The organism is Shewanella sp. HL-SH8 (assembly GCF_051165765.1).
GTDB lineage: Bacteria > Pseudomonadota > Gammaproteobacteria > Enterobacterales > Shewanellaceae > Shewanella > Shewanella glacialimarina.
Genome location: NZ_CP195039.1, coordinates 1,905,782 through 1,919,011, shown reverse-complemented (window position 1 = coordinate 1,919,011; position 13,230 = coordinate 1,905,782). Strand labels below are relative to the sequence as shown.

9 protein-coding genes and 9 tRNA genes are annotated in these 13,230 nt (G+C 39.7%); 6 read left to right on the top strand and 12 right to left on the bottom strand.

Going from position 1 to position 13,230, the window contains the following annotated elements:
* Positions 1-3 precede the first annotated feature (3 nt).
* Both ACRWQN_RS08590 and ACRWQN_RS08585 read left to right on the top strand, forming a co-directional pair.
* The gene (locus tag ACRWQN_RS08590) at positions 4-567 is read left to right on the top strand and encodes an acyltransferase (RefSeq protein WP_434940619.1); all 564 of its coding nucleotides are present in this window, start codon (positions 4-6) and stop codon (positions 565-567) included.
* Positions 568-711: 144 nt separating this feature from the next.
* Positions 712-2,421, top strand: coding sequence for a proline--tRNA ligase (locus ACRWQN_RS08585; RefSeq protein WP_434940461.1), 1,710 nt, complete (start codon positions 712-714; stop codon positions 2,419-2,421).
* Positions 2,422-2,480: 59 nt separating this feature from the next.
* Here the strand turns inward: ACRWQN_RS08585 and ACRWQN_RS08580 are convergent, their stop codons facing one another.
* Positions 2,481-3,842, bottom strand: coding sequence for a sensor histidine kinase (locus tag ACRWQN_RS08580; protein ID WP_434940460.1), 1,362 nt, complete (start codon positions 3,840-3,842; stop codon positions 2,481-2,483).
* 3 nt (positions 3,843-3,845) lie between these two features.
* Positions 3,846-5,408 (bottom strand): DUF3369 domain-containing protein, encoded by a 1,563-nt coding sequence (locus ACRWQN_RS08575; RefSeq protein WP_434940459.1) that lies wholly within the window; start codon positions 5,406-5,408, stop codon positions 3,846-3,848.
* A 260-nt stretch (positions 5,409-5,668) separates the two neighbouring features.
* Here ACRWQN_RS08575 and ACRWQN_RS08570 point away from each other — a divergent pair, with 260 nt between their 5' ends.
* Both ACRWQN_RS08570 and ACRWQN_RS08565 read left to right on the top strand, forming a co-directional pair.
* Positions 5,669-6,790, top strand: coding sequence for a patatin-like phospholipase family protein (locus ACRWQN_RS08570; RefSeq protein WP_434940458.1), 1,122 nt, complete (start codon positions 5,669-5,671; stop codon positions 6,788-6,790).
* A 236-nt stretch (positions 6,791-7,026) separates the two neighbouring features.
* Entirely contained in the window at positions 7,027-7,185 is a 159-nt protein-coding gene (locus ACRWQN_RS08565; RefSeq protein WP_226410363.1) for a small highly charged protein, read from the top strand.
* A gap of 247 nt (positions 7,186-7,432) precedes the next feature.
* Here the strand turns inward: ACRWQN_RS08565 and ACRWQN_RS08560 are convergent, their stop codons facing one another.
* The gene (locus ACRWQN_RS08560; protein ID WP_434928813.1) at positions 7,433-8,827 is read right to left on the bottom strand and encodes a magnesium transporter; all 1,395 of its coding nucleotides are present in this window, start codon (positions 8,825-8,827) and stop codon (positions 7,433-7,435) included.
* A 228-nt stretch (positions 8,828-9,055) separates the two neighbouring features.
* On the opposite strand from ACRWQN_RS08560, the gene ACRWQN_RS08555 reads away from it, so the two are divergent.
* Complete coding sequence (locus ACRWQN_RS08555; protein WP_434928812.1) at positions 9,056-9,541, top strand: glutathione peroxidase; 486 nt, start codon at positions 9,056-9,058, stop codon at positions 9,539-9,541.
* A 290-nt stretch (positions 9,542-9,831) separates the two neighbouring features.
* On the opposite strand, the gene ACRWQN_RS08550 is transcribed toward ACRWQN_RS08555, so the two are convergent.
* The 9 genes from ACRWQN_RS08550 to gltX form a co-directional block, all read right to left on the bottom strand.
* Positions 9,832-9,907 (bottom strand) — tRNA-Glu (locus ACRWQN_RS08550).
* Between the two features lie 92 nt (positions 9,908-9,999).
* Positions 10,000-10,075, bottom strand: a tRNA-Ala gene (locus ACRWQN_RS08545).
* Positions 10,076-10,111: 36 nt separating this feature from the next.
* Positions 10,112-10,187: transfer RNA gene (locus ACRWQN_RS08540), tRNA-Glu, on the bottom strand.
* Between the two features lie 129 nt (positions 10,188-10,316).
* A tRNA-Glu gene (locus ACRWQN_RS08535) sits at positions 10,317-10,392 on the bottom strand.
* 128 nt (positions 10,393-10,520) lie between these two features.
* A tRNA-Glu gene (locus ACRWQN_RS08530) sits at positions 10,521-10,596 on the bottom strand.
* A gap of 128 nt (positions 10,597-10,724) precedes the next feature.
* A tRNA-Glu gene (locus ACRWQN_RS08525) sits at positions 10,725-10,800 on the bottom strand.
* Positions 10,801-10,918: 118 nt separating this feature from the next.
* Positions 10,919-10,994: transfer RNA gene (locus ACRWQN_RS08520), tRNA-Glu, on the bottom strand.
* Positions 10,995-11,270: 276 nt separating this feature from the next.
* Positions 11,271-11,346, bottom strand: a tRNA-Ala gene (locus ACRWQN_RS08515).
* A 103-nt stretch (positions 11,347-11,449) separates the two neighbouring features.
* Entirely contained in the window at positions 11,450-12,859 is a 1,410-nt protein-coding gene (gene gltX, locus ACRWQN_RS08510) for a glutamate--tRNA ligase (protein ID WP_434940457.1), read from the bottom strand.
* A 267-nt stretch (positions 12,860-13,126) separates the two neighbouring features.
* On the opposite strand from gltX, the gene ACRWQN_RS08505 reads away from it, so the two are divergent.
* Positions 13,127-13,202 (top strand) — tRNA-Val (locus tag ACRWQN_RS08505).
* Positions 13,203-13,230 lie beyond the last annotated feature (28 nt).

Below are 13,230 nucleotides of genomic sequence, written 5' to 3'. Positions count from 1 at the left end.
TGGATGCCCTGGCTTTACTTCACTCTAAAACCCAAATTATTAGAGTGGGTAACGCCCTGGCAGCTGGATATTCAAACTAAATTAACTCAGCTTGAAACCATTAGCATTGGTCAGCAATGTTTTATTGCGCCTGAAGCAGAGTTATTTGCAGAGCCTGGTCGAAATATTACTATCGGCGATAAATGCATGATCGCGGCGGATGTCTTTATGCACGGGCCTATAACGTTAGGCGATGAAGTGGCTATTAATCATAGTTGCAGTTTAGATGGTGGTCAGGCAGGTATTCATATTGGCTCACAAACTCGCATTGCAAATAATGTCACTGTGTATGCTTTTAACCATGGTATGTCACCAGACTCGCCTATTTATCAACAACCAACCTCATCAAAAGGTATCATAATTGGTCAAGATGTGTGGATAGGCGCTCAAGCGGGTTTGGTCGATGGCATCACCATTGGTGACAAAGCCGTTATCGGCATGGGCTGCATTGTGACTAAAGACGCCGCAGCATACGCTATTGTGGCTGGCAATCCGGCTAAAGTAATTGGTGATAGACGTGATAAATAACCCTTATCTACCGCAAAACAATAATTCAATGTCTATATCCCAAGTTGTTAAAGTAACTTTACTCAATGACTAATAATCAGGTGACATAAACGCTTCAAGTGCTAAAATGACCTCCATTGATTTTTACTCATAATGGATACTGGAATGCGAGTTAGTAAGTACCTGCTTTCAACACAAAAAGAAACCCCTGCAAATGCAGAAGTCATTAGCCATCAGTTAATGCTACGTGCGGGTATGATCCGTCGTAATGCGTCAGGTTTATACAGCTGGTTGCCGTCAGGTTTACGAGTTCTTCGTAAAGTCGAAGGTATCGTGCGTGAAGAAATGAACAATGCAGGTGCTATAGAAATTCTTATGCCGTTAGTCCAACCTGCTGACTTATGGATGGAAACTGGACGTTGGGAAAAATTTGGCCCGGAACTACTTCGCTTCCAAGACCGTCATAACCGTGATTTCGTATTAGGCCCAACTCACGAAGAAGTGATTACTGACTTAGTACGTAAAGAATTAAGTTCGTACAAACAGTTACCGATAAACCTTTATCAAATTCAAACCAAATTCCGTGATGAAGTTCGTCCACGCTTTGGTGTTATGCGTGCTCGTGAATTTTTAATGAAAGACGCTTACTCATTCCATTTAGATCAGCAAACCATGGATGAAACTTATCAGTCCATGTATACCGCTTATAGCAATATTTTAAGCCGTATGGGATTAGAGTTCCGCCCTGTTCTTGCTGATACAGGCTCAATTGGTGGCAGTGTTTCGCATGAGTTTCATGTATTAGCGAACAGTGGCGAAGACTTAATCGCTTATTCTACTGGCAGTGATTATGCAGCGAACATAGAGAAAGCTGAATCGCCAATGCCGACGCTAACCCGTCAAGATCCGACTCAAGAGCTAAAGCCAGTCGATACACCTAATGCAAAAACTATTGCTGAGTTAGTTGAACAGTTTACCCTTGATATCACTAAAACGATTAAAACATTAATCGTTAAAGGCGCATCAGAAGACGCACCTTTAGTGGCATTAATTGTTCGAGGCGATCACGAACTCAATGAAATCAAAGCCGATAAACTTGAAGCTGTTGCATCACCTTTAGAGTTTGCCACTGAAGCTGAAATTCGAGCGGCTGTAGGTGCAGGACCAGGTTCTCTTGGCCCTGTAGGATTGAACATGCCAATTATTATCGATCACAGTGTGGCGGTATTAAGCGACTTTGCTGCTGGTGCAAACCAAGATGATAAGCATCTCTTTGGTATCAACTGGGAGCGTGACTTACCTTTAGCGGTAGCTGCCGATATTCGTAATGTGGTCGAAGGTGAAGCAACACCAGATGGTCTGGGCACCTATGCAATGGCACGTGGTATTGAAGTGGGTCATATTTTCCAATTAGGCACTAACTATTCAAAATCAATGAACGCGACTGTACTTGATGAAAACGGTAAAGCCCAAGTATTATTAATGGGATGTTATGGTGTAGGAGTTAGCCGTATAGTGGCTGCCGCTATTGAACAAAACCATGATGACCGCGGGATTATTTGGCCTGAATCAATTGCTCCATTCCAGGTAGGTATTCTACCGATGAATATGCATAAGTCTCATCGTGTTGCAGACATGGCTGAGAAGCTTTACGCTGACTTACAAGCTGCTGGCATAGAAGTTCTGATGGATGACCGTAAAGAGCGCCCTGGGGTTATGTTTGCCGACATGGAGCTTATTGGGTTACCTCATGTTATCGTTATTGGTGATCGTAATATCGATGAAGGGGTATTTGAATATAAAAATCGCCGCACAGGTGAGAAACAAAACATTCCATTCGATCAAATTATGACTTTTTTATCCGCTGTGAAATAGTATTGAACCAACTGATTTAAATAACTTAATATATAAAAACGCACTTTAGAGTGCGTTTTTTATTTTGCCTTGATAAATATTTCAATTTCGAGGCCTTTATTTAACTCTGACACAATATTTATTCGCCCACCTAATTTTTGAGTCACTAAATTATACACAATAGACATGCCTAATCCGGTTCCCCCCAAATGCCTAGCAGTCGTAAAAAAAGGCTCAAACATTCTATCCTTAACTTCTTGACTTAATCCTTTTCCATTATCTTTATAAAACATTTTAATTTCGTCACCGTAAACCTCTGCCCCTAAAATAATGGTTTTGTCACCGATAAAATCATCTGGGTAAGCATGGCGAAAACAATTCGATACTAGATTTGTAAATATTTGAGCAATTGCACCAGGATAAGACTCAACCATGATTTCCTCCGCTAATTGAATATCCAAATTAATATTCTGCTTGCGGGTTAGTGGTCTTAATGGCGTAGAAATTTGCCCTAAATATTCGGTTAAATTAAAGTATTCTTTCTCTAAAGTCAGTTGATCCGCTGCTGTTCGCTTAAAATTATGGACCAATTCTGCTGCACGGGATAAATTACGTTCGATAAGCAATAAACCATCACTCATAGTACTGATAAAATATTCAAACTCTTTCTCATCTAACTCACCAGCAGAAAATAATTTTTTAAGCTTATTCAGCTCATCAATACAATGACTGGTTGAAGTGACTGAAATCCCTAAAGGTGTATTGACCTCATGCGCCACACCGGCAACCAAATTACCAAGTGCTGCCAGTTTTTCACTTTCTATCAAACTGGCTTGAGTCGCTTTTAAGTGTGTTAAGGTTTGCTGCAATTCTTGGGTACGAGACGCGACTATAGTTTCTAATTTTGCGTTAAGTTCTTCTAGCTGCATTTGCTGGCTACGTACTGCATTTGCATTTACTGCCCGACCATATAAATCAGCTAATGCCGCAACAAAAACCTCTTCATCACGGCTCCATGACCTCATTTGGCCACGATGCTCACAGCATATAATCCCAATCATTTTACCTGCGTGGCGAATTGGACAATCTAACATTGACACAATCCCCTGAGGAATTAGATAAATATCGGTAAATTCAGATGTAGCAGAATGCTGAAAAGCATCATCAGCAGCAATCGTTCTTTCAGAATCTAACGCATGGAAGTAGCGAGGCAGTTGAGCGCGAGTTAACGTAATATTCTGTTGCTGTGATTCATTGTCTAATAACAAAAAACACGCGATGGATTGCTTATCTTCCGATAGTAACCAAATACCCGCTCTTTCGACTTTAAGTCCTTGACAAACTGACGAAATAATAAGCTGAGAAGCACTGTTTAAGTCGCCTTTATCAATCAACTCTGATTGGCTTACAGTAAATAACACCTTCTCAAGGGACGCATTCATGTCTTAATCTACTGCTTTTGCGCAATCAGGCATGTCACGCTGAATTGCAATAAACCTATCCATCAACTCAAGGCTTGCATCACACATTTTAGGATCAAACTGCTTACCTGATTGCTCATTTAAATACCCGATAACCTTTTCAACTGGCCAAGCATCCTTATAGCTTCGTTTTGATAACAGTGCATCAATAACATCTACTATAGCCATGATACGTCCCTCTATCGGTGTTTGCTCGCCAACTAACCCTCTTGGATAACCTTGACCATCCCAACGCTCATGGTGAGTGTAAGCAATTCTAGCGCCCATTTTGGCAATAATGCGATTAGAAGCCGCTAATAAGTCATAACCCTTTTCTGCATGGGTTTTCATTATTTGCCATTCTTCGTCAGTTAATTTACCCGGTTTATGTAGAATGCTTTCCGGTATGCCGATTTTACCTACATCGTGCAAAGGTGCTGCGTAGCGAATTGTCTCGATAAAATCATTACTAAGTTTTAAGTGCTCGGCAAGTATTTCACTCATCAATGCGACTCTTCGAACGTGTGCCCCGGTCTCTTTACTGCGCTGTTCGATCGCATCACCAATAATTAAAATAAGCTCTTTTTGAGTTTGTTGTACGTTTTCTTTACCAGCAAGGTTCTCAAAGGTGAGACTAACGTTGGCGGCAAATAACTCTAAAATTCTTACCTGCAAAGGTGACAATGCAGCATTATGCTCTAGATATAATATACTGGTTACATCATTACCAAACTCGTAAAAACCAACATAAATATTATCGTGCACAACCGACGTTTTTAATGCGATAGCCTCAATGATATATTCTTTAACATCACCAGGTAATGACTCAACACTGTCTATTTCACTGTAACTCACCAAACCACCGGTAGCTGCAAGTAAGTTCATTTGAGTGTCTTGATATAAGTCTTGATGATAACTGGTTAAATATAGTGCTGAACTGTCTAAACTAAGTAACTGTAAGGTTTGTTCTAATACCGCGCTACCAAAGTGATGCAGTGTACTACTACGGAGCACTGAGGAGGATGCTGAGATGACTTTCTCCATTCCACGCTGACTTTGCTCAATGGTTTTAATATCACGATATGAACGTAATGAGGTATAAACACACGATTTTAATTTTGCAGCTGTTAACTCGGTTTTCGCTTTATAATCATTAATATCAAAATCTCGAATCACTCTTTCTTCTGGAGCACTTCCTGGTTGGCCGGTTCTTAAAATAATACGGGTTGAATGATTATTTAGTTCACCGCGAATACGCTGAATTAGATCAAGCCCTGCATGGTCGTTTTCCATCACCACATCGACAAACGCTAATGCGATATCATGTTCATCACGAAATAAATTAAACCCTTCTTCACCGCTAAAACAGGAATAAAAAGCCAAGCCACGCCCATCAAGATTAAACTGACTTAACGCAAACTTTGTCACATCGTGTATACCGGGTTCGTCATCAATGATAACGACTTTCCATGGCGGCAATTGGACTTTCGGCTTTAAAGTCGTATCCTCGCCTTTTGGCATATCTGCAGATTTTTTAAACAAAGCCAATGGTGTCTCCTTTAACTTTTTTCTAACTGTGTGTCACAAACACCAGAAAAATGCGTTTTTATTTTTATTATCTATTAAGTTACCTACTAAGGTAATAGCCGATATAACGCCCTCTTGTCAAAGAAAAGTTACTAAAAGGTTAAGTTTTGTTTTGCCAAGGTGAATTTGAAATCAGCCAAAAAAACTTATCCGACTAGTGCAAGAAGTTAAAACAAGACATACTCTTAGTTAATCTTTTCTAACCTAGGTGTAGTGATAAATTGTCAATTGGACTTGTACTTGGTGGTGGCGGTGCCCGCGCGGCATATCAAATTGGTGTATTAAAGGCTTTGGTGCAATTTTATCCTAGAAATAGTCATATCCCCTTTGATGTCATTTGTGGCACGTCTGCAGGTGCTATTAATGCAACATCTTTAGCGACTCACGCCGCGTGCTTTCATTTAGGGGTAAAGAAATTAGATTGGGTATGGCGTCACTTTAAAACACAACAAGTTTATGAGTCTTCAGTAGGTGGCGTTGCTAAGCACTTATTAAAGATGGCAATTAAAGGTTTACAGCACGAAAAAGTGAATACCGATGCAGCAAGCTTGTTAAACAATCAACCATTGCGTGAGTTATTGAATAAACTAATAGACTTTGATCGTATTGAGAGAAATATACATTTAGGTGCATTGAAAGCGATCAGTGTCGATGCTTCTTGCTATAACAATTCGCTGTCATATAGTTTTTACCATGGCCATCATTCAATAGAGAACTGGAAGCGTGCCCGAAGGCAAGGGAAACGGAGCCAGTTAAACACTGATCATCTGCTTGCTAGCTCAGCCATTCCAATGGTGTTTCCTTCTATAAAATTAAACAGAGCTTTTTTCGGTGACGGTTCTGTTCATCAACTTTCGCCCTTGTCGAGCCCCATCCATTTAGGGGCACAGAAATTATTCGTGATTAATTTGGATAGTCCTCATAAACACAAAGATGTCCTACCAAGTCATCACCCAAAAACAGCGACAATTGCAGGACATTTATTAGATACTATATTTTCAGATACGTTAAATAGCGATCTTGAACGTCTACAAAGGGTAAATCACACTCTAGCTCTTATTTCTGATGAAGATAAAAATAAGCTAAATTTACGAAAAATAGACACATTAGTGATTAAACCAAGTGAAGACCTAGGTATGATAGCTGCAAAGTATTACCTAGAAATACCTATCGCAATCCGTTATTTACTCAAACTGTTTGGCATACATCAGCAATCAGATTCAAGTATTGTTTCTTACCTATTATTTGAAAAAGCTTATACAAGCGCACTTATTGATTTAGGTTACCAAGATGCTATGACTCAAATAGATGACATAAAAGCCTTTTTTGACATACCGGGATAATAAATAATACCAAAGGTAAACTTTCACATTGATATGTCTAATTTGATATACCTGGTGTTGTCATATTTTATTCATCTTAATCTGATAATATTTTTTTAGGTTAGATTTATAACCTTAATATAGTCATACAAAATATTTCACCGGGTTGAACTAAAGATTTCGCTTTAGCTTTTAACAGACTTTAGGTAAAAGGGAGACTGTACTAATAGTAGTATAGTTTTATTGGATAGTTGAAAATGGCACACACATTTGAATTTGATGAAGATGATGCACCATGGGGTGACAACATCAAGGGAAAACAGAAATCTAAAAAGGTAAAGCAACGACGAAGAGATAATAAGCGTAGCTACTTTGATGATACTGCAATGGAGTTTGCACCTGCTAAATTAAAGTAATTTAATAAAAATTTAACAGTAATTAACCATCAAGTTTAAAAAGCAAGTTGCTATCAACTTGCTTTTTTATTTACTAGATAGCGTGATATAGATATGCATCAGTAAATCCACCATCTTAGAAATCTGAATGCTTTGTATTTTACCTCTAAATTCAATTTAGAAACCTTGGGGTTTAATCTAACAGGCATAAAAAAGGAGCCGGCGGCTCCTTTAAGTAACTTTTTGTAGACAAATATTAACAGATACTTTACAGATACAAGATTGTCGCTAAACCTAAAAAAGTAAAAAAACCTACAACGTCTGTCACTGTGGTTAAAATGACTGAGCCTGACAATGCCGCATCCTGGTTAAATCGTTGTAAAATCATTGGAACCATAACTCCGGCGATTGCAGCCATAGCCATATTGATTAAAATAGCACAACCTATAATAACGCCCATCATGGGGTCATCAAACCACCACCCAGCAATCAAGCCAATAACAATGGCCCATAAAATACCATTCAAAGCACCAATACCTAGCTCATTCTTGAGCAGTGACACTACGTTACCTGCAGATATTTGCCCCATTGCCATACCACGGATCATTAACGTTAATGACTGGCTACCTGCTATGCCGCCCATAGACGCAACAATAGGCATTAACACAGCTAAAGCAACCACTTGTGATAGTACATTCTCAAACAGGCCAATTGTTGCAGAGGCTAAAAACGCCGTTAATAAATTAATGCCAAGCCATACAGCACGGCGTCTAGCCCCTACAGTAATAGGTGCAAACAAATCGTCATCATCGTCCATACCTGCTGTAGCCATTAACTGTGACTCGTAATGTTCACGTACTAAGGCTGTTGCCGTTCTCAATGTCATACGACCAATTAAAATACCTTCATCATCAACCACAGGCAATTCTAACTCTCGGCTATGCTCAATGGTCTCAGCGGCTTCTAGTAAGGAAGAATCTGCTGATATCACCCGACTATCTTGCCAAATCAAACTAGAAAGTAAAACATCTACATCAGTTTTAAACACGTCATAGCGTCGAACTGTGCCAAGGTACTTATCATTTATATCAACTAGAAATAGATGATCATTACAATCTAAATCAATACGACGGAAAAATCGCTGGCCTTGCGCCACTGTTGAATCAAGATTTAGTACCAACATTTGGTGATCAGCATAACGGCCAATCTCATTTTCATCATACTGGTCATAAAGTTCAAAGTGCTTTCGCTGACGCTCACCCATTTGCGCTAATGCGCGATCTGTAATGCTGTCAGGTAATGAGTCACTCCAATCAATCAGATCTTCTGGGCTTAGCTGCGAAAATATCAAATCCAGCTCTTCGTCTGGCATTTTCTTTAAAATGCCCAGACGAGGATCTGCACGCATTAAGTTTAAAACATCAACACGTTCTTCTGGCTCGACCTGTTGCCAACGGTCATAACGTTCATCTAACGGTAAAGATTCAAGTAAAATAGCGATAGTACCTGCTTCAGCACCATTGAGTATTTCACTAAAAACTTCAGCTTGTTCTTCACCTTCAGCTTCTGTCAGTTGCTGCACAGCTTGACTGACTTCTATTTGTGACTGTGTTGTAATCTCTTGCTCTGCTTCAGATATAAGTTCGTTCTTTACTTCATCCATAAGTCCGCCCCTTATCTTGTTCAGCGAATAATGCGCCGACTATATTCATATTTTTAGTGATAAGCAAATAGATAAATTGAATTGCGCGCAACTAAATTGACCGCTTCAAAATAAATCATTATAGTACAAATTAAACGACAAGGTTTTGAGGTCACTTATTTCAGTTTAACACGTATAACAACCTCATTATTCTCGTTATATTTGGAAAATTATTAACTGGAGCACGATATGAGTAAGGCAATTTATCAGTTTAATATCAAAGATATTCAAGGAACTGACATCAGTATGGACACTTTTAAAAATAAAGTGCTATTGATTGTTAATACAGCGAGTAAATGTGGTTTTACCCCTCAATATAAAGCGTTAGAGCAACTATACCAACAATATAAAGATCAGGGTTTGGTGGTGATGGGGTTTCCGTGTAATCAATTTGGTAAGCAAGAGCAAGGAACTGAGACTGAAATAAGCCAATTTTGTGAGCTTAATTTTGGTGTGACATTTCCATTATTTAGTAAAATAGACGTAAATGGTGATGATGCTGCTCCGCTATACCAACACTTGAAGCAAGCTGCGAAAGGGCTTTTGGGGAGTCAGTCTATTAAATGGAATTTTACCAAGTTTTTAGTTGATACACAGGGTAATGTCATTGAGCGTTATGCACCAACAACAAAACCGGAAGATTTGTCACCAGTAATAGAAAAACTTTTAAAATAACTTTTCAATAACACTATAAATTTCAAATAAATAAATAAATAGTTTGTGATAAAAACTTATATTTTTTAAAAAAATTATACGTATTTTTGAACTTTTACATAAATGATGACTCATACTTAATAACAGTGATATTTACTTTATTGTTCATCATCTCCCTGGGACTTCTAGCGCGGTCCCCTTGATCTCTAAGTAGATCGATAGGCAATCATTTGATTGCCTTTTTTTATGGCTCAAATTTAAATCCAACACAAAATATAAACATAAAAAAACCACCTTGCGGTGGTTTAGTGTGGTATCCCATAGGGGATTCGAACCCCTGTTACCGCCGTGAAAGGGCGGTGTCCTAAACCTCTAGACGAATGGGACGCCGAGATTTACTTATACTCAGTAAATAGAGTGAATACTCATTAATGCCTGTAGGCAAAACATTAATGCTATTTGTTGTTTCCAACAAAACTTGGTGGAGCTACACGGGATCGAACCGTGGACCTCTTCACTGCCAGCGAAGCGCTCTCCCAGCTGAGCTATAGCCCCAAATTTTAGTAAATAGACACCAAAATTTGAAAAATATGGTATCCCATAGGGGATTCGAACCCCTGTTACCGCCGTGAAAGGGCGGTGTCCTAGGCCTCTAGACGAATGGGACACTGTTGATACGTTATACTCTGTATCGAGTGAATACTCATCAATGTCTGTAGGCTAAACATCAATGCTATTTAGATTTCTAAACCTTTCCGAAACAACCGCCTCGAATTATGTTCAACCATCTGAAATATGGTATCCCATAGGGGATTCGAACCCCTGTTACCGCCGTGAAAGGGCGGTGTCCTAGGCCTCTAGACGAATGGGACACTGTTGATACGTTATACTCTGTATCGAGTGAATACTCATCAATGACTGTAGGCTAATCATCAATGCTATTTAGATTTCTAAACCTTTCCGAAACAACCGCTTCGAATTATGTTCAACCATCTGAATATGGTATCCCATAGGGGATTCGAACCCCTGTTACCGCCGTGAAAGGGCGGTGTCCTAGGCCTCTAGACGAATGGGACACTGTTGATACATTAGACTCTGTATCGAGTGAATACTCATCAATGACTGTAGGCTAATCATCAATGCTATTTAGATTTCTAAACTTTTCCGAAACAACCGCTTCGAATTATGTTCAACCATCTGAATATGGTATCCCATAGGGGATTCGAACCCCTGTTACCGCCGTGAAAGGGCGGTGTCCTAAGCCTCTAGACGAATGGGACACTGTTGATACGTTATACTCTGTATCGAGTGAATACTCATCAATGACTGTAGGCTAATCATCAATGCTATTTAGATCATTAAACTTTTCTTTCGAATTATGTTCAACCATCTGAAATATGGTATCCCATAGGGGATTCGAACCCCTGTTACCGCCGTGAAAGGGCGGTGTCCTAAACCTCTAGACGAATGGGACACTGTTAATACGTTAGACTCTGTATCGAGTGAATACTCATCAATGACTGTAGGCTAATCATCAATGCTATTTACCTATATCAAGTGCTAAAACCCTAAGGATTCGAACCTCTGTTACCGCCGACTCTTTATAAACCAAAGTTGACGATGTCCTAAGCTCTATCTCTAGACGAATGGGACACTGTTGATACGTTATACTCTGTATCGAGTGAATACTCATCGATGCCTGTAGGCTAAACACCGGTGCTAACTTCTCATCGAGAATAATTCAAGTAAGTGGTGGAGCTACACGGGATCGAACCGTGGACCTCTTCACTGCCAGCGAAGCGCTCTCCCAGCTGAGCTATAACCCCTCTTACTTAAAAAACAATTAGGTACACTGCCAGAAATTACTGAGCTGTGTCTCAACTGCGAGGCGCATTCTATGCAGCATACCTTAATGTGTCAACTCGTTTTTTAGGAATTTATTCTATCTGCTACAAAATCAATCGCTTTGGATATTCTTTCAACAGATCTGTCTTTTCCAATCAAAAACAAGGTTAAGTCTAAAGCTGGTGACTGCCCTGCCCCAGTTACAGCAACGCGAAGCGGCATACCGACTTTACCCATACCAACATCTAATTCTACCGCTGTCGCCTCAATCACTGCATGTAATGATTCCACAGACCAATCAGTTAAAGCTTCTAACTTTGCTTTAACAAGCGTTAATGGCTCAAGTGCCACCCCACGAAGATGCTTCTTCGCTTGTGTTTCATCAAACTCAGCAAAATCTTCATAAAAATAACGGCTAGATGCTGCAAGTTCTTTTAGAGTTTTAGCACGTTCAGAAAGCGCTATAACTAATTCAGCTAATGCTGGCCCATTACTGGTATCAATTTTTTGATCATCCATATGCCACTCTAAATGAGATGCAACATATTCAGGCGCTAATGATTTAATATAATGTTGATTTAACCAATTCAACTTATCAGTATTAAAGGCTGAAGCCGCTTTATTAATATCATCTAATTTGAAGAAGCTAATCATCTCTTCCATAGAGAACACTTCTTGATCACCGTGCGACCAACCTAAACGAACTAAATAGTTAAGTAGCGCTTCAGGCAAATATCCATCATCACGATATTGCATAACGCCAACGGCACCATGACGTTTAGAGAGTTTGGCACCATCATCACCTAGAATCATCGATACATGGGCATATTCTGGAATAGGCGCGCCAAGCGCTTTTAGGATATTAATTTGGCGTGGGGTATTATTAATATGATCTTCACCGCGCACCACGCAAGTGATCCCCATATCCCAATCATCAACTACTACACAGAAATTATAAGTTGGTACGCCGTCTGTACGCTTAATAATTAAATCATCAAGCATGCTATTTGATATTTCAATGCGACCGCGAACATGGTCATCAAAAACGACACTGCCTTCTACTGGGTTTTTAAAACGAACAACAAATGGCTCGTCAGTGTCACGCGGCGCTAGATCACGACAACAACCATCATATTTTTGTTGTTCGCCATTTGCAGCTTGTTCTTCACGCAATGACTCAATTCTTTCTCTAGAACAGTAACACTTATAAGCGGTGCCACTTTCTAACATTTGCCCGATAATTTCGTTGTAACGGTCAAAACGTTTAGTTTGATAATATGGGCCTTCATTCCAATTTAATCCCAACCAGTTCATACCATCTAAGATTGCATCGCATGCTTCTTGGGTAGAACGTTCAATATCAGTGTCTTCTATACGTAAAACAAATTCACCGTTATTCGCTTTAGCATGTAACCATGAATAAAGTGCAGTACGTGCACCACCAACGTGTAAGAAACCTGTAGGGCTTGGAGCAAAGCGAGTCTTAGTTGTCATAATCGGACACTAACCTATATAAAGAAGTCTGTATAAACTATACCCTGCACCAAGCAGAGTATAAAAATGTGGCCAACATTCTAACAGCCTACGCGTTAGGTTGAAATGCCCGTGCATCGAATCAAGATGCTATTTTACTTAAAAGCCAAAACCAGCTTGCTTAACAAAACGCCAAACGGCACAAAAATAGCACTATCGTGATATTTTTATCGAAAAATCGTTGACAGCTAATCCTTGCTCCCTATAATACCGACCCACACAGCATGAGGTCGCTTAGCTCAGCTGGGAGAGCACCTCCCTTACAAGGAGGGGGTCACTGGTTCGAGCCCAGTAGCGACCACCATAATTTCATTGAAGAAATTATTATCTGT

Coding starts and splice junctions, on each gene's coding strand:
- gltX (WP_434940457.1), bottom strand. CDS start 12,859: ATGACAACTAAGACTCGCTTTGCTCCAAGCCCTACAGGTTTCTTACAC.
- ACRWQN_RS08590 (WP_434940619.1), top strand. CDS start 4: ATGCCCTGGCTTTACTTCACTCTAAAACCCAAATTATTAGAGTGGGTA.
- ACRWQN_RS08555 (WP_434928812.1), top strand. CDS start 9,056: ATGAGTAAGGCAATTTATCAGTTTAATATCAAAGATATTCAAGGAACT.
- ACRWQN_RS08560 (WP_434928813.1), bottom strand. CDS start 8,827: ATGGATGAAGTAAAGAACGAACTTATATCTGAAGCAGAGCAAGAGATT.
- ACRWQN_RS08580 (WP_434940460.1), bottom strand. CDS start 3,842: ATGAATGCGTCCCTTGAGAAGGTGTTATTTACTGTAAGCCAATCAGAG.
- ACRWQN_RS08565 (WP_226410363.1), top strand. CDS start 7,027: ATGGCACACACATTTGAATTTGATGAAGATGATGCACCATGGGGTGAC.
- ACRWQN_RS08585 (WP_434940461.1), top strand. CDS start 712: ATGCGAGTTAGTAAGTACCTGCTTTCAACACAAAAAGAAACCCCTGCA.